This window comes from Rhizobium sp. BR 362 (genome assembly GCF_036528765.1).
In the GTDB taxonomy this organism is placed as follows: Bacteria; Pseudomonadota; Alphaproteobacteria; order Rhizobiales; family Rhizobiaceae; genus Rhizobium.
This window is the reverse complement of record NZ_JARWGH010000019.1, coordinates 43507-60826: the sequence shown is the minus strand read 5'-3', so window position 1 is coordinate 60826 and position 17320 is coordinate 43507. Positions and strand designations below refer to the sequence as shown.

At 57.0% G+C, this 17320-nt stretch carries 10 protein-coding genes and 3 pseudogenes; 10 read left to right on the top strand and 3 right to left on the bottom strand.

The window, feature by feature from the left end:
• Positions 1 to 401: 401 nt before the first annotated feature.
• From QDY28_RS20925 to QDY28_RS20885, 9 genes and pseudogenes are all read left to right on the top strand, one after another.
• Positions 402 to 1961: a sugar ABC transporter ATP-binding protein gene (locus tag QDY28_RS20925; RefSeq protein WP_331383565.1), complete on the top strand. Its 1560-nt coding sequence runs from the start codon at positions 402 to 404 to the stop codon at positions 1959 to 1961.
• Positions 1961 to 2929, top strand: coding sequence for an ABC transporter permease (locus QDY28_RS20920; RefSeq protein ID WP_331383564.1), 969 nt, complete (start codon positions 1961 to 1963; stop codon positions 2927 to 2929). The genes QDY28_RS20925 and QDY28_RS20920 overlap by 1 nt, the downstream gene beginning before the upstream one ends.
• A 12-nt stretch (positions 2930 to 2941) precedes the next feature.
• Positions 2942 to 3955 (top strand): ABC transporter permease, encoded by a 1014-nt coding sequence (locus tag QDY28_RS20915; RefSeq protein WP_331383563.1) that lies wholly within the window; start codon positions 2942 to 2944, stop codon positions 3953 to 3955.
• 16 nt (positions 3956 to 3971) lie between these two features.
• The gene (locus tag QDY28_RS20910) at positions 3972 to 4481 is read left to right on the top strand and encodes an NADPH-dependent FMN reductase (protein ID WP_331383562.1); all 510 of its coding nucleotides are present in this window, start codon (positions 3972 to 3974) and stop codon (positions 4479 to 4481) included.
• 15 nt (positions 4482 to 4496) lie between these two features.
• Positions 4497 to 5129: pseudogene (ribB, locus tag QDY28_RS20905) on the top strand (3,4-dihydroxy-2-butanone-4-phosphate synthase); the annotation flags it as partial.
• Positions 5130 to 5306: 177 nt separating this feature from the next.
• A pseudogene (locus QDY28_RS20900) lies at positions 5307 to 5469 on the top strand (IS6 family transposase); the annotation flags it as partial.
• Positions 5470 to 5825: 356 nt separating this feature from the next.
• Positions 5826 to 6824 carry an AraC family transcriptional regulator gene (locus QDY28_RS20895; protein ID WP_331383561.1) on the top strand — a complete coding sequence of 333 codons (999 nt, stop codon included), beginning with the start codon at positions 5826 to 5828 and terminating at the stop codon, positions 6822 to 6824.
• A 271-nt stretch (positions 6825 to 7095) separates the two neighbouring features.
• Entirely contained in the window at positions 7096 to 9357 is a 2262-nt protein-coding gene (locus QDY28_RS20890; RefSeq protein ID WP_331383560.1) for a methyl-accepting chemotaxis protein, read from the top strand.
• Positions 9358 to 9533: 176 nt separating this feature from the next.
• Positions 9534 to 12287 carry a sensor domain-containing protein gene (locus tag QDY28_RS20885; RefSeq protein ID WP_331383559.1) on the top strand — a complete coding sequence of 918 codons (2754 nt, stop codon included), beginning with the start codon at positions 9534 to 9536 and terminating at the stop codon, positions 12285 to 12287.
• Positions 12288 to 12415: 128 nt separating this feature from the next.
• Here the strand turns inward: QDY28_RS20885 and QDY28_RS20880 are convergent, their stop codons facing one another.
• Complete coding sequence (locus tag QDY28_RS20880) at positions 12416 to 12715, bottom strand: hypothetical protein (protein WP_331383575.1); 300 nt, start codon at positions 12713 to 12715, stop codon at positions 12416 to 12418.
• Positions 12715 to 13923 (bottom strand): annotated as a pseudogene (tnpC, locus tag QDY28_RS20875) (IS66 family transposase); the annotation flags it as partial. The gene QDY28_RS20880 and the pseudogene tnpC, both read right to left, overlap by 1 nt.
• A 201-nt stretch (positions 13924 to 14124) precedes the next feature.
• On the opposite strand from tnpC, the gene QDY28_RS20870 reads away from it, so the two are divergent.
• Positions 14125 to 15258, top strand: a complete 1134-nt coding sequence (locus tag QDY28_RS20870) for a DUF3422 domain-containing protein (protein WP_331383558.1) — start codon at positions 14125 to 14127, stop codon at positions 15256 to 15258.
• Positions 15259 to 16058: 800 nt separating this feature from the next.
• On the opposite strand, the gene QDY28_RS20865 is transcribed toward QDY28_RS20870, so the two are convergent.
• Positions 16059 to 17228 (bottom strand): ABC transporter substrate-binding protein, encoded by a 1170-nt coding sequence (locus QDY28_RS20865; protein ID WP_442967567.1) that lies wholly within the window; start codon positions 17226 to 17228, stop codon positions 16059 to 16061.
• Between the last annotated feature and the right edge of the window lie 92 nt (positions 17229 to 17320).

The window sequence follows — 17320 nt, the reverse complement described above, 5'->3', positions numbered from 1 at the left end:
ATGCCCGATCCAAACGGTCGCCTTCATCGGAGAGGGTGCGATGGTCATTCCGATTACCGGACACCCTCAATAGCGCTTTGGTCCTGTCTTGATCGCGAAGGCCGCCAGATCGCTTCCGATCGGGCGGAACTCCGATTGAGACCCTCTGACCGACGTCAGGTGCGTGTCAACATGCTTTTGCAACTTTGAGAGCGTCGAGCGACCAACCGACTTCATGGAAACCATCTCGACATCCCGGTATGGGTATGGCGGCACTATTGACAGATTAGCAGACAATCTGTCATTCTATAGTTCACCGAGCGAGTTCTCGGAGCGTTCAAAGACGGCAGTCACAATCCAGCAAGAGGCGCGGGCATCGGATGACCTGGCGCGATTTGCTGCTGCCTAAAGGGAGGATCGGCATGACGAATGACGTCGCCGTAAGCATGACGGCCGTTGCCAAATCGTTTGGCGAAACGAAGGCTTTGAAGAAATGCGATTTTGTCGCCAAGGCAGGAGAGGTGCACGCGATCGTTGGCGAGAATGGCAGCGGCAAGAGCACCATGGCGAAGATCATGTCCGGCGTTATCGCTGCCGATGCAGGATCTGTCCTGATCCTTGGCAAGTCCATCGCCTCGCCAGTCGATGCCAAAGAGGTTGGTCTCGCTACGATCTTCCAGGAGGTCCTTGTCGCCGATGAGGCGAGTGTCCTCGACAACCTTTTCGTGGGAAGCGAGGACCTGTTCTCGCTTCGGAAATCCTCCAAGGAACGTGAAAGCCTTGCGCAAAGCCTTCTGGACCGCCTGGTGGGAAAGCATGTCGATCTCAGGCAGAACGTCGGTGATCTTCCGCTCAGCATCAAGCAATGGATCGTGATCGCCCGGGCCGTTCTGAGGAAACCCAAGGTCTTGATCCTGGACGAGTCCTCGGCTGCACTCGATCTCGACGCGACCGTCCGTCTCCACGAAGAGATCGATCGGCTCCGGTCAGAGGGGTGCGCGGTAATCATCGTCACGCACCGCATCGCTGAGCTCGTCCGTATCGCCGACCGGGCGACAATACTGAGAGACGGTTTCACCGTCGGTGTCCTTGAGAAATCCGAGATCACCGAGGCGAACCTCCTCCGCATGATGACCCCTCAAGACCGCCAAATTTCCGCCGCTGCTTCAACGTCGGCACCGGGCCTGTGGGGTGATCGCAAGGAGGCTCTTTCCGTCCATGGCGCGCGCCCCCAGGAGGCATCGCAACCGTTCGACTTCGTCCTTCCGCAGGGTTCTATCGTGGGCGTTGCGGGACTGGACGGCCAGGGCCAGGACGCCTTCGTGCGACTGGTCGCAAGGATTATCTCGCCGTTCGGAGGGGAGGTCCGGATCCTGGATCGGGAAAGCACCGGTCTCGTCAAAGTCAGCACGCTCGACGACGCCGCGAATAAGGGCATTGTGTACGTATCCGGAGACCGGAAGCGGGAAGGAATTTTCCCGCAGCAGAGCATTTTCGAGAACCTCGCCATCGGTATCTATCAAAAGAACCTGGGGCTGTTCGGTGTCATCAAGCGGAAAAAGCTGAAGCTGACGTTTGCCCGGGAGGTCGAGCGGCTCCGCGTCAAGATCGGCCACCCGGACAACCGGATTACGTCCCTTTCCGGTGGTAACCAGCAGAAGGTCCTGATCGGTCGTGCCTTCGCCAATGATCCCAGAGTGATCGTTCTTAACGACCCTGCTCGAGGCGTGGACCTCAACACCAAACGCGACCTGTATCGCGAGCTTCGGCTGTTTGCCGAAGGTGGCGGCTCGGTAATCTACCTTTCAAGCGAGATCGAAGAGTTTCTCGGTTTCGCCGATCGCGTTGATGTCTTTCACAAAGGGAGCATCCATCGTTCCCTCGACGGCCCCGACATCAACGAAGAAACCATTCTCGCTGCAATGTTCGGCCGCTCGGTTGCCGACACCATGGAATTCTCCAAAGAGAGAAAGGCACACTGATGTCGCAACGTTTCGGATTTCCTGCGCTCGACAGGTCGCTGACCGTACCGCTCGTTCTTTTCGGAGCGTTGCTCGTCGCCGCAGCCGTGCTCTCGCCGCGGCTGTTCACCGCAACCGGAATGGGCGGAGCAATCATCGTCGCAGCACCTTTGATCCTCACGACGCTGGCCCTGACACCGATCGTGATGGCAGGCCGCGGTTCGGTCGACCTTTCCGTTGGCCCGCTGATGGGTTTCGTGAACGTCACCCTGATCGGCTGGCTCTCGGCAAGGGGTTACACGTCTCCGCTCGCAGTGATTTGCTGGGTGGTGGCAGTCGGCGCACTGTACCAGTTGCTGCAGGCGCTCATCATCATCTACGTCCGGGTCGCCCCCATAATCGTCACGCTTTCCAGCTTCCTCGTCCTTTCAGGCGTGAACCTCATGGTCATGTCAAGGCCCGGCGGCGTCGCGCCGGACTGGATGATGACGTGGGGAGCAGGAACCACGATCTTATCTCCGGTGCTGATTATCGTCCTGGCGGCGTTCGCTCTTTGGGCCGTTATGCGCCGGACCACCTTTTACTCCCACCTCCGCATGACAGGCGCCGACGAACGGATGGCCTACACGAGCGGAGTGAAAGTCGACACCGTACGCATCTGCGCCCATCTCCTCGGCGGCGTCTTCGTTGGCCTTGCCGCGCTCAGCTATACGGCATTGATCTCTTCGGGCGATCCTACCCAGGGAAGCAGCTACACGCTCCAGGCAGTTACCGCCCTGGTGCTCGGTGGCGCAAACCTGGCTGGCGGGAGAGGGGGGGCTTTGGGGTCGACGCTTGGTGCGCTGAACATGTTCCTCATCTCGTACCTGCTTTCCGCCTTCAGTTTCGGAAGCGTGACAGGGTTCGTGACGCAAATGGCTTTCGGCCTGATCCTCGTGGCATCGCTCCTCGTCAACGTATTCATGACGGCCCGGCGCCCGGCTTTCTAGGGAGGACTTGTAATGACTTTACTCGCAACGGAACAGACGATGAGCCAAACAGGACGATCGGTAAAACTGCAGCGCAGCATCGTGATTGGCTTTGGTCTGCTTGCCGCACTTCTCGTGCTGGGTACGATCCTTGTTCCGGGGTTCATCTCCCCCCGTAACGCGCGTTCGATATTGCTGCTTGCCGCTTTCCTGGGGCTTGCATCGTTGGGACAGACGCTATGTGCCATGGTCGGCGCGCTTGATCTCTCCATTCCCTATGTCATCGGGGGAGCGAACATTCTCTTCCCAAGCCTGTTGGTCACCGGCATGCCTGCCTGGCTGGCCGCAATAGTGGTCGTTATCCTGGGAGCAGCAATCGGGGTCGCGAACGGCTTTTTGAGCTTCAGGCTGCAGGGCCAGGCTCTCATCATGTCCCTGGGGGTCGGCTTCGCATTTGTCGGTGCGGTACAGCTGTACACCTCCATCGGTTCCGACTACGGCGGCACGGTTTTCGCGCCCGTACCGAACTGGCTCCGGAATTTCGCCGCGTTCAACGGGAAGACCTTCGGGCTTTCCCTGCCGCCGGTGGTGCTGGTTTGGCTGCTCATAACGCTTGCGACCATCTGGGCTCTGTACAACACCTGGTTTGGCCGCTCCATCTACGCGGTGGGGGGCAGCAGGACTGCAGCGGCACGGCTTGGCATTTCCGAAACCAAGGTCTGGACCAGCATTCACGGTATCAGTGGAGCGATGTCGGCACTGACGGGCGTATTGCTGCTCGGGTTTTCCGGCGGCGGCTTCGTTGGCGTCGGAGATCCATACCTCTTCACCACCGTTGCGGCCGTTGTGATCGGCGGCACCTCGCTGCTCGGTGGCGCAGGCGGATACGGGGCAACCGTTCTCGGGGTACTCGTATTGACGATATTGACGTCTCTGCTGGTTGGGCTCGGCCTCAGCTTTGCCGCGCAACAGGCGATCGTGGGTCTGCTGATCGTGCCGATGGTGGCCGTCTACGCGCGTACCCCGCATATCCGCAACCAGATCTGATCGGAGGGCCGGCAAAATGAAGATTGTCGCGATAACTGGCAATGTCTCGCGCCCCTCCAAGACGCGGGCGCTCGGGGAATACGCACTCTCGAGCGTCCCTCCCGGCTACGCCCGATATCTGTTTGATCTGGTCGATGTGCTCCCGGTGTTAGGAACCACCCTGTGGCGTTCGGAGGCTCCTGCTGGACTTGCGAACGTTCTTGACGCAATCCAGTCTTCAGACGTCCTCGTTGTGGGGACACCGGTCTTCAAGTCCTCGATGACCGGTCTTCTCAAGCATCTTTTCGACCTCTTCGAAATGACAGCCCTGCAGGGGAAACCCGTTTTGATATTCGCAACGGGTAAGGCCGAGGCCCATGGCGAGCATGTCGAGGCTCACTTGCGTTCATTGATGGGCTTCTTCAAAGCCGAGATTCGCGGTGACTTCATCTATGCGATGGACGGCGACTTCCCGGATTCGGCACCGTCTGCGGAACTTCGGGAGCGGGTCGACCGCCAACTCGCACGCACTCTGGGCCATGGTTAGTTCAAGGAGAAGAACATGAAGTTTGCTTCCATCGAGAGCGCGGTTAAAGCAATCGCCGCCGGAGAGATGATCATCGTCGTGGACGACGAAGACCGGGAAAACGAAGGCGACATCCTCGTTGCCGCGGAGAAGGTGACGAACGATCATGTTGCCTTCATGATGCGTTATGCGCGCGGCCTAATCTGCGTTCCCTTGACCGGGGAGCGGTTGGACGAACTGGATATCCCGCTCATGGTGGAGCGCAACTCGGATTCCTTGCAGACGGCGTTCACGGTCTCAGTGGACCTGATAGAAGGCGTATCGACCGGTATTTCCGCAGAAGACCGCGCCAAGACCATCAGGGCGCTTGCCGACGCATCGACGATGCCGGAGGACCTCTCCCGGCCAGGCCACATATTCCCCCTGCGGGCAAACCCGTCCGGTGTTCTCGGACGCGCCGGCCATACGGAAGCCGCGGTGGATTTCGCTCGGCTCGCCGGGCTCGAGCCAGCGGGTGTTATCTGCGAAATCGCCAACGACGACGGCACTATGGCGCGTCTTCCCGAACTCAGCGAATTCGCCGCGCGCCACAACCTTCTCATCGTGACCATCGAAGCCCTGATCGATTATTGCCACGAGATCGATGAACGCGGCCCTCGTGTAGAGGACGCAGCCGCGGCGGCGGCGCTGTCGAATGTTTCGTATCTGGCAAGCAGACGTTCTACATGCCCCCAGCGGGAGAGCGGAACTACTGCGTTCGCAGTCTCCGATACAGCACAAGAAAAGCGCGTTTCGCAGGTGCCAACGGGGGGAACGGACCTTGGGTTCGCTGTGCGATGATTCGGCATGACAAACCGTGACCCGCTTTATCGCCCCCGCCGCTTTCCTGCTGAAATTATTGCGCACGCGGTGTGGCTTTCTTTCCGTTTTGCTTTTGCGCCTGCGGGTGATCGAGGACATGCTGGCCGGTCCTGGGATCATTGTCTCGCACCAGACGATCCGCCTGTGGGCAGAGTAATTTGGTCGTACCTTCGCCAACAACAAGCTTCGATCCTACCACGCTGTAAAACGAGAGTTCATGCCGGATGTAGCGCTTCGGCTCCACCCTGTTCCACACCCCACCCCATGACCTCACCACGAGCCATCGTCGCGAACTGGGAGTAGGAGCGATGAACCTATGGGCCCAAATTGCTCGCGCATCACTGACAAAATAGACCGGCGTCATGGGCTCGCCTCTTTGCCCTTAAGTCTAAGATTCCCGTCGAAGTGACGGCGAGGACCGGCTGCAACCCCTCAATTGCCCTGTTCGCCCGTCGATGGCGAAAGGCCGACCTCATGCTTGGATACCGTTTCGGGAAGGAAGTGATGATGTGGAGAGTTGAGAGCGTCCCCTCTAAGATTGACCATTTCTCGCTCAAAGGTACTTGCAGCGAGGAACTCGCGGAAGCGCTTTCCAGGCTTTCCCCGCCATCTCCAGCGCATGTACAGGGCGACAAGATCGCCTACGATATACATGGGATTACCAATGGCCCGATTGCAGTTATTGCCGCGCATTACGAGGGCGACCTAACGGTCCAGCACCAGGGACCGGCGGAGGCAAACATAATCATGCTTCCACTATGTGGGCGATCGGTCGTTACCGTGGACGGCAGACAAATCCTGTCAGAGGGAAGACGTGGCGTTTTCGTAAACAGCATGTCGGCGAGTACAACCCAATTCATTGGGCCCAGGAAACATTTGGGTCTTAGGATCTCCCATGATGAGCTGACGCGCCGTTTAGCACGTAGGCTCAATACGCCAATAAGAGGCAGCCTCGATTTTTCGCCAGAAATCGACCTATCGGTCGGGTTCGGCTGCCTTTTGGTGCAATTAGTACCAGTGCTTTATGCCGGATTACGAGACGGAACCCTCCTTCAATCACCGATAGCACTTAATCACCTCACCGAAACGACGATGGAGCTTTTGATCGAAGCTGCGCGGCATCGCTACTCACCTGAGTTATGCCGCGTTGCTGAACCACCCTTACCCAAGGCCGTTAAGCGGGCGGTCGACTATATGCGTGCCAATATCGCTCGGCCGCTATCTCTTGAGGAAATCGCAACGGCTTGCGGCGTAAGCCGACGCACTCTTCAGAGCGGTTTTCGCAACTTCCGAAATACGACCCCTCTGGCATTTCTGCAGCACCTACGGTTGGAATCAGTGCATCAGGAATTGATGACAGGCGAGCCTGGCCTCTCGGTCAAGCAGGTCGCCCTGAAATGGGGCTTCATTCATAGAGGCAGATTTTCTGCGGACTATCGCAAGCGCTATGGAGTATATCCCTCTGAAACATTGCGTATATCAGAGGCGGATTGCGCCGACTGACCTACGATCAGCCAGCGCGCTCGACCGTCTTCGAGGCTTGATAGCGACAGAACTCTCCAGCAAACCGACTGGCTCGGCCCAAGATCTTCCTTGCAGATGATCCCCTGAACGCAACGATGTTCCGATCTGCGCAACGCAGTTTTAAAACAGTACACGGGTTAATCATATGGTAATTCTGCCGCGCTCATCTCACACGTAGCGGTCGATTTCACAATGTTCTTGACCGCGTCGCTAATGGAAGCCGGTGTAATTTATAGTCCATGAGGAACGTATGTCGAGACTGCCGCTATCCCTACTTTTAATGATTTTGGCAATTATCCCGTTGACGGCGTTCGTACTCATCGGAGTATCAACGTCACTGGGATATTACCACGAATACTCTACGTTCCGAAGCGCACAAACAACGCAGCAACTTGGGCGGGAAGGCGGATTCCTGGCCCAAGCTATAGCGGCGGAAGCGTTTGCAGGCGCCGACGTCCGTCGGGCAAAGCGAGCCGCATCGGACAGCGCATTTACAGCGGTCTTTTCCGCTTACGACTCTTGGAAAAAGGCATTTGACGATCCGGCCATAGAGCGGGCAGTACAGATCATTCGTGAAAGGCGGGAGAATATCGACAGCTTCCGCCGGCGCGTCGATGACGGAACGGCTGGCGAGGCGGAGGGAGCAGTTGCCTTGCGCCCTGCTGCCGTTGCGGGCTTGGAGCTCGTCCGTCGCACTGGGGCGACCGTCAATGATTTGGATTTGGCACGTCAAATTACCGGTTTTCACGCGCTGATGCAGATCACGGAAGCTAGTTTGCTGGAGATCAGGCCCGGCCGAGCCTACATCAAAAATTCAGTGATGTCCGTCGATCTATTCTCGTCCCTCTTACAGTCAAAAAATCTAAAGCAGCTTTATGTGCCTACGATGCACGAATTTCTCCCTGCCGATCTCGTCAAATCTTATGACGACTTCGAGGCCGGCGCCGCAGGCAAGTTCATCGCGGGCGTTCGCGATCAGATGTATGCGAACCAGCCGGGCGTTTCCTTCCCCCCCGAGACGTTAGATCGATGGAATGAAATCACCCAACAGCGGGCTGCTTTGTTGACCGAGCTCATAATGCGCACCGGCGACAAACTGGACGAGATGGCATTTCAGCGGTACGCCGATCTTCGCAATGCCTTTATCGGCTACACCGGCGCCACACTTCTGATCATGTCTACGGTACTCATTCTGTGCATTTCGGTCGTTCGGAGAATTTCAAATTCCATTCGGACTCTGACAAGCCGAATGAAGGCACTCGCAGAAGGCGATACGTCGGCGCCGGTACCCTTGACGATCCGACGCGACGAGATCGGGGACATGGCGCGTTGCCTTGAGTTTTTCCGCGGCGCGGCCATACAGAAAAATAACCTGGAGACATCCGCGGAAGCTGAGCGCATTCGTTCTGACCAAGAGAAGCGGGATATTCAGGTAAGGGCGGAAAAAGAAGCAGAAGAGCGCCTCGTCCGAGCGACGACGGCATTGGCAACAGGGTTGAAGCGGATGGCGGATGGAGACTTGATTTATGAGATTGAGGAGCCGTTAGCGCCACAGTTTGAAAGTTTGCGCAGGGATTTCAACGCTTCCATTCGTCAGCTCCGGGACGCGCTTGTTACCGTCGGTCATTCAGTCGAAACGGTCACGAATGGCAGCTCGGGCGTCTCGGCCGCATCTGAAAATCTTTCAAGACGCACGGAGCAGCAGGCGGCTTCGCTCGAGGAAACTGCAGCCGCGTTGGAGGAAATAACCGCCAACGTTGTATCGACGACAAAGAGGACGGCTGAGGCGCGCGGAGCCGTCCGACAGATGCGAGATCATGCGGAAATGTCCGGTCGCGTTGTGCGCAATGCTATCGGAGCCATGAACCGCATTGAAAACTCCTCTAAACAGATTGCGCAGATCATTAGCGTCATCGACGCGATCGCCTTCCAAACGAACCTCCTGGCGCTGAACGCCGGCGTCGAAGCAGCGCGTGCTGGCGACGCGGGAAAAGGCTTTGCGGTTGTTGCCCAGGAGGTCAGGGAGCTTGCACAGCGCTCAGCGACAGCGGCGAAAGAAATCAAGGATCTCATCGGCAATTCAGCTCTGGCCGTCGACGAGGGCGTAAGGCTCGTGAGCGAAACCGGATCGGGCCTGAGAACGATTGAAGAGCTTGTGCAGGATGTAAATCTTCATATGGACGCAATCGCAACAGCCTCCCAGGAACAATCGTCGGGCCTGCGCGAGATCAACGGCGCGGTTAATCATATGGACCATGCCACTCAAGAAAATGCGAACATGGTCGCGGAGATGAATTCTGCAGGATCACACCTCGCCCAAGAGAGCCAAAGCCTCGCCGCGTTGTTGAGACATTTCCACTTCGAAGAAAAGAGCGCGGATTTCCAGCCACAGACGGTGACGGGCGAACTTGGAAAGATGTCCCCGGCCGGTCAGACAAGGGTTGAAAACTATCCGATGCGCCGCGGTAACCTGGCACTCGCGCCTTCGAACGATGATTGGCAAGCGTTCTAAATCGTATGGGCGGCGTCGCCGACGACAGTCAAATACGCATCTTTGATGATTCTAAATGAGAGCGATATCCCGGTGGGGTAGCGGCATGGTACTCCCGCCAAATGACTTGTGCGGTCCTAACAAAAAGCTGGCTTGACGCATGATTGCTCAGCCACGTGACAAAGCAGGACAGGCACATGAAACACGTACGTCAATCGGAACGCACATCCCGCCCCGAACAGCCTGTGGAAGCCGAGATGGCGACTGATGCTCAAATCAACCAGGAGGGTGGCGCCTTCCGCAACGCGGTCAATGCCAGCCCTCCGCTTGCCACGGGCACGGCACCGCCATTTTCGGAAGCCTCCGTCGTCCGGCGCTCGCACGGTCACGACGCAGATGTCGCAAGTCTGAAGCAACCGTTTGAGAAGGCTTTTCGAGCGAATCCCCGGCATCCTGCGACAAACGTCGACTTGCCATTCAACGCCGAAGAGATGTCCAGTGCCGTCGTGCTCGACGCGATCCCGTTACCCGTCTTCTTCAAAAACAGAGATGGGATACACCTTGGTTGCAACAGGGCCTTCGAAAGCTTCTCCGGCCGCTCAAAGGGAGATATTATCGGAAAAACCGTCTTCGATTTGGTACCCGCACCCATAGCCGAGACGTATGCAGCCTTGGACGAGGCGCTTTTTGCAAATGGCGGTGTTCAGCAATATGAAGCAAAGGCCACCGCCGAAGATGGTGGTGTCGTTGATCTTTTACTCAGCAAAACAGCGATCACTGATATCGCCGGTAACAGGATCGGCTTGGTTGGCGCGATGTTGGACATCACAGAGCGAAAACGTGCGGAGCATGATCTCAAAGAGGCTCTTGAATTCGCAGAGGGAATTATTGCCGCCATTCCTGACGTTCTGTTCGAGGTAGATGCCGACGGTCGCTACCTGCAGGTCTGGGCAAGGAATCAGGAGCTCCTGGCGCAGCGAGAAGAAGTGCTGCTCGGTAAGCTTGTCCGCGATGTGCTCCCTCCAGACCAGGCCGACATCGCTATGCTGGCTCTTGAAGAAGCCGATGAAACCGGCGCCTCCTACGGTCGGTGTGTCCGTATAGCCCTACCAAACGGCGAATCCCGTTGGTTTGAACTGTCGGTGGCAAAGCGACCAAGCAGTGACCACTCAACCGTCACTTTTCTGGTGCTATCTCGCGATATTACCGAACGGAAGCACGCCGAGGGCACAACTATTGAAGCTCGGGCTCGCCTCCTAAGTGTCCTGCAGACCATTCCGGATATGGTATGGCTGAAAGACGTAACAGGCAAATATCTGTTGTGCAATCATGCCTTCGAAGGGTTGGTCGGCAAGGCAGAAGCGGAAATCGTTGGGAAAACGGACTATGATCTGTTTACGCCCGAACTCGCCCAGTTTTTTCGTGACAAGGATGAGGAGGCCATGCAAGCCGGCCGTATTCTCATCAATGAGGAACGGTTCACCGCTCACGAGGATGGTCGATCAACGCTTTTGGAAACACGTAAGGTTCCGGTATTCACGGGGGGAAAGCTGATGGGTATTCTCGGCGTCGCCCGCGATATCACCGAACTGGACACGTCCCGTAAGAAAATCCATCAGATGGCATTCTACGATTCTCTGACCGGCCTGCCTAACCGGACACTTTTCAATGAACGGCTACGCGAGATGATCGGGGACGCGGCTTCGGCGGGCCAGCGAGCCGGGGTGATGCTGATCGATATGGACCATTTCAAAGCGATCAATGACACTATGGGACATCCCGTCGGTGACGAGTTGCTGCGGCAGGTGGCGACACGCATGAGAGAAGGCGTCCGCGCCAGCGACACCGTGGCGAGACTCGGTGGCGATGAATTTGCAGTCTTGCTGCCGAATGTTCAGGACAATGACGACTTGGCTCAAATTGCCAGCAGAATGCTCGCCGCATTCGACGAACGCTTCATGCTTTCCGACAGGGAGATCTTTGTATCCTGCAGCATCGGGATATCGGTATTCCCAAATGACGGCGACGCTCCCGACGATTTGGTGAAATATGCAGATTCTGCGATGTATTTAGCGAAGCGTTCGGGGCGTAGCAACTTCCGCTTCTACTCAAGCGATCTCACGATTGGGGCTGAAAAGCGCCTGGCGCTAGAATCAGACCTACGCCTGGCTATGAAACATGGGCAACTTGAACTCCATTATCAGCCAAAGGTCCTATTAGACAACGGAAACGTGATCGGTTCAGAAGCACTGCTTCGATGGCATCATCCGAAGATGGGAATGATCCCTCCGGGAGAATTTATAGGTGTCGCCGAGGAAACCGGACTGATCATCGATCTCGGACGATGGGTGCTGCATGAGGCGTGTCGCACGGCTGCCATCATGAATGCAGATGGACTGCCCCCGCACAAGATCGCGATAAATTTGTCTCCTAAGCAGTTTCAATGCCCGCATTTGTCGCAAACGGTGGTGGACGTATTGCAGGAAACCGGTTGTCGTGCGGAGTGGATCGAGGTCGAAATAACTGAGAGTCTCCTGCTCCACAACTGCGAGGGCGTTTCGACGACACTCTCTCAATTGCATGCGAGCGGAATTTCCATAGCGATCGATGATTTCGGCACCGGCTACTCATCTCTGAGCTATTTGGCTAACTTTCCCATTGATACCCTCAAGATTGATCGGTCATTCATCAATCGATCCGACAAGCGAAGTAGAGAACTGGTGAAGGCAATTCTCTCGATCGCGCGCTGCCTAGGGCAAAATGTGGTCGCTGAGGGCGTGGAGACGGTCGATCAAGAAAAATTCTTAGTTGAAAGCGGCTGCGCTGTGGCACAAGGTTTCTACTATAGTAAGCCCGTCCCGAAGTCCGAACTTCTCGTCGCAAATGCACGCCGGCATGGACAGCATATTGGTCCTTTGTGCCCGGATTGTCTCTCGGCGCGGGAAAATTGACCGAGTTCTTCGCGCCAAATTTTACCTGCGACCGGCTCACCTTCGCGAGGGCGCGTCGCAGCACTTTTGATAGTTCGTTCCTGATGATTGGCAGCGATGATGTATCCATCCGGCGAAGGCCGCGGCACTTATGATTTCGGCTCGTCTGCCATGATGCGTTCGATCTTTTCGCGATCGCATTGCTCGTCGACAAGGAACTGGCGAAGACCTCCTTCCCAGGTGCGGATATCGGCGAGGAACTCCTTCAAGCTTTCGATGCCCCGGTCGGTGAAGGTCGTGATGCCCTCTTCGCTGCCGTCATGGGCATGGATCGTCTCACCATAGTCGATGTTGTCGGAGTTGCTGGCGACTTCCTGGATGAGTTCGAGGTTCTCGCCGATCAGCATGGCGACATAGTCGATCGTGTAGACATGCGTCGGGCGCGCCATCACGCCGCCATCTGCCGGGCGCTTCCGGCGGGCCAGTTCCACGGCAACAGCTCCGGCAGCCGTGATACGGGAATGCCGGGCATGCGGGCGAGCACGTCCGCCAACCAGGCCTGCGGATCGATATCGTTCATCTTTGCCGTGACGATTAGGGAATACATGAAGGCAGCACGCTCGCCGCCGCGCTGGGAACCGGCGAATAGCCATGCCTTTCTTCCGAGAGCGATACCGCGCAGGGCGCGTTCGGCCGCATTGTTCGAAAGGCAAAGCCTGCCGTCGTCGAGGAACCGGGTGAAGGCTTCCCAGCGTCCTTCCTTCTCGAACATGTAGTTGATCGCCTTGGCGACGGGATTGTGCTTCGACATCTGGGCACGCTGGGCCATGAGCCAATCGTGCAGTTCCTCGACGAGCGGACGAGCATGCTGCTGTCGGGCAGCAAGACGATCCTTGGCAGGCATTCCGATTAGGCCGCGCTCGATGTCGAAGAGCGCGTCGATGCGGGCCACGGCATCGAGCGCGATGGGCGATATCTCGTGGGCAGGTTTGCCCTTGCGCACGTTGCCGGCGATATCAGCGAGTTCGAAGAACTTGCGCCGCGCATGGCTCCAGCAGAGCGCGCTGTGGACCGGCGCAGGGCTGCGGTCGGCACGATAGAGGTCGTTGTAGCCACCGTAGGCATCGGCTTGCAGGGTGCCATGCCATCCGGCGAGATGCCTATTGGGATGGGTCTTCTCGCGATCGGGAGAGAAGTGGAAGAGGGCTGCGGGAGGCGCGCCGCCCGCAAAGGGACGGTCATCGCGGACGTAGGTCCACAACCTTGCCTGCCGTGTTGCGCCCCGAGCCAGAAGCGGCACCGTGGTGTCGTCACCATGCACCCGTTCGGCGGCAAAAACATGGGCACGGATCAGGTCATGGATTGGTTGAAGCGCCGTCGCGCACGCCCCGACCTGGTCAGCCAACGTGGAGAGGCTGAGATCGACACCCTCCCTGGCGTAGCGCTCGGCCTGACGGTTCAGTGGCTGATGCTGGCCGAACTTCTCGAACAGGATCGTCGCCAGTAAATTCGGTCCTGCCCAGCCGCGCGGGGTCGCATGGAAAGGTGCCGGCGGCTGGCTGATCTTCTCGCAATCCCGACAGGTAAACTTCTCGCGCACTGTCTGGATGACCTTCCACTGGCGCGGGATCACCTCCAGCGTCTCGGTGACGTCCTCTCACCCCGGACGAGCCATTGGCACGAGAGGCCGGACTACAGAATACATCTCGGCGAACGCGCATGTAGCCACGGTCGAGGAGGCGGGTCTGCCTCGTGACGTCGCTGGTTTGGTTGGAGTTTCATTCGGAGACTGTCATGTCCAACGACTTCAATGCCGAGCTGCATGCGCGGCCGTCAGTCTATTTTAATGGCCCGGCCTATGTCGAGCACCTCGCGTTTATGCCCGCCCGTCCGTCCGAACATTTTCGCGAGGGCGGACCGCCATCGCAAATTTGAGGAAGGGGAAGCTCGGACACGGATTGAGCATCACACCGAGTTCTTTACGGTAACTCGTGTTACCCAGTTTGATGATCCTCCATCGGCGTGGCCAATTTCCCGGTTTTCTGCAGCCGACTTTCTGAACCTCACCGGATGTGGCACGGCTGAACTCCTGTCTCGTGTTGGCATCCTTGTCCTCGGACCCGCGCCCGCTGAACTCGGTCCTGTGATCGCCGACCTTGGATTCAAGGACTCGGCCGCTTCAAACATCGGCGGGGGTGACGCCCAAGTTTGCTCCGACTTTCGCGTTGGCGCCGACAGCACCAGCAGGATCCTTCTCTTCAACAGAAGCCTCAACGCCTATCGCCTCGGACGCATGGTCCGGAGCATTTACGAGATCGAGACCTATCGGACGATGGCGCTGCTCGGACTTCCGGAGGCGCGTCGTCTTGGGTCACTCCTCAATCAATTCGATGCGAAGCTTGTCGAACTGACCAATAGGAACCTCAAAACGGCGGCGGGTGAACACCGGGACCTGCTGGATAAGATTTCGGACCTCTCTGCGCAGGTGATTTCCGCGACTGCCGAGACACGTCATAGGTTTGGTGCGACGACCGCCTATGCCAAGATCGTCGATGAGCGGATAGTAGAGCTTCGAGAGACCCATGTGCCGGGATTTCAGCGCTACGGGGTTTTCGTTGTCAGGCGGTTTAAGCCGGCAGTGCGCACCAGCGAGGCGACTTCGGTGAGGTTGGGGCAGTTATCGCACGCGACAAGCCATCTGCTCGACCTGCTTCAGACGAGAATTCAGGTCGAGATCAAGTTTCAGAACGCCACGCAGATCCGAGCAATGGCCGAGCGCGCAGCGATTCAGTTGAAGATCCAGCGCGCGGTCGAAGGCTTCTCCATCATCGCGATCAGCTACTATCTCCTCGGTATTCTGAAGGTTGCATTTGAGTCTGCCGATCATGCCGACCTGCACATCAGCCCGTTGCTCGTGTCCATTCCAATCGTGGTTGTTGCCGTGGCGCTGCTGGTCGTGCGAGTGAAGCATGCGCTAGAGGCCGAGGCATAATCTTACGGAAATTGATATTTCGGAGTGAAGGGCGCGGCGGGACCATCAGTTCAGCCAGCAGAGGGCAGCTCAGTATATAGCTAGTTACCCCATTTGTTTCAACATGTTAGCAACAATAAGATAGGTTCTTCTTATGGAACTTGGTCCCGACTGCAAGCGAACATATTGTTTGCTAGCGCACAGGCCACACGACTGGGCGCTCTTCAGGTGGGAGCTTGTCCAAAATGTCAAAAAGGACGGCATTTAGTCCAAGGATGATCGCAGTTGCTGTTGAGAGCAGTATGAGGATCCCAAATTTTGTCATGACGCGAACTCATCCCTATATCGGTTGCGGCCGCCGATTACATTAAATGCGAAGATCTTTCGAAGCCAGAACCGAAACGCGATCCCAGCTTGACGGGGGCGAGATAGTGATGCCCACGTATGTTGCTTAAGCGAACGCCTCGAGCGTCTCGCCTATTGGCTTCGACCATCAAGAAGAAATGGGCGAGGGAAACGTGTAACAGGGCGACCAGAGGCTCCCGAATATTGCACGATGAATTTATACCCTATATTATATAGCCTTTTCAGGTAGTTAGTGAAAATCAGATAATAACAATTATGGAACAGGATCAGTAATAGCCCAGTAGAATATCCCCAGCATCCGGGGCGAGAGTGCCCAGGCCGGGCAACATCGTCGTTCCTTCGGAACCGGATCGTTTCTAGAATTCCTGCTGACGCGACCAGCGGCATCCCCCATGTCGTCAACCCCGCCCCAGGCCGGGCGGGGTAGCGTTTCGCTGCCTATACAGCGTGCAAGATCAGTTTGTTGGCCTCCAAGAAAGCGGATCTGCTGGATTGTCGAAATATTTAGCGGCAGCGGCAGCAGTCCACCAAGCTGCATCCTTCGGTTCGAGCCAGTCTTCACTATTAGCATCGCAATCGGCTGGCAAATCCGCTTTTACATCATCGATCGTGTAAGGAATCGCCGGTCGCAGAATGGACTGTATCTTCGGACCTTGGCCCTCCAGAGTGCGCATCATCACGTCCCAAACGAAACGAGCCTCGGAGCGCGGCGGCCAGAAGTGAAAGCTCCTGCTTACAAATTCAGGATTCTTACGCCAGTAGCATGATGCCGAAGCCTCTCCGCCAAGCACGATCGGCACTATCTCGCGCCCGGATTGGCGGACGGCGTCGATCACACCAGACTCGGCTCCCGACTGAACTATAATACCATCAATTCGGCCAGGGTTAGCGGCAAGGAATTTCTGCACTTCAGATCGTGCGACGCTGTCTGTCCATTTCCCGTCAACCTGTCCGACGACGTTGATCTCGGGATAGTACTCCAAGGCTTTTGTGGCGCCGACCTGGAAGCTGTCTGAGGAGGCGAAGCCAGTGATCCCGGACACAAGCAGCACATTGCCGCTGCCTTCGATTTCTTCAGCCAACCACTTTGACGCCTCAAAACCGCCTTGCATGTTATTCTCTGTCGCATTGATTGCGAACGGCGACGTCACATAACCGGAGTATGAGATAACAGGCACGCCTTTCGAATAGGCGTACTCTATTGTCGGGTTGAGCGCTGTAAGGTTGGAGCAGCATATGATTATGGCGTCGACACCATCATCTACCATCTGCCGCATTTGGCTGATCTGGGCGTTATCATCGAGATTGGACTGTGTAACGACGAGCTCGGATACCAGCCCAGCCTTCTTGAAAGTCGGCAGAAGCTCATTTGTAAACTCATCAAGGACGTTCGCACGCCATGTGTTATCAGCGTAGCTCGAGGCGTAACCAATTTTCCACGGTGGCGCTCGCTTTGCTCTGAAATTCCGAAACACAGACTCTCCCGTGGGCAACCGCGGGTCCAATAACTCGTAGGTCTTTCGCTCTTCCCGCGGCAGTTCACTGAGCCCGCCAGCCTTTGCCGTCAGCGGGATGGCCAGGGTTGCGGCGAGAAAAAATCCAATTATCAACTCACGTACGCACACGGATAGACACCTTTCAAAGTCTGAGCACTGGATGATAGTTTCGTTGTCTTAAGGTTGGCCCGGGCCGTGCCAAATCCTGCGCGACGGAGAGC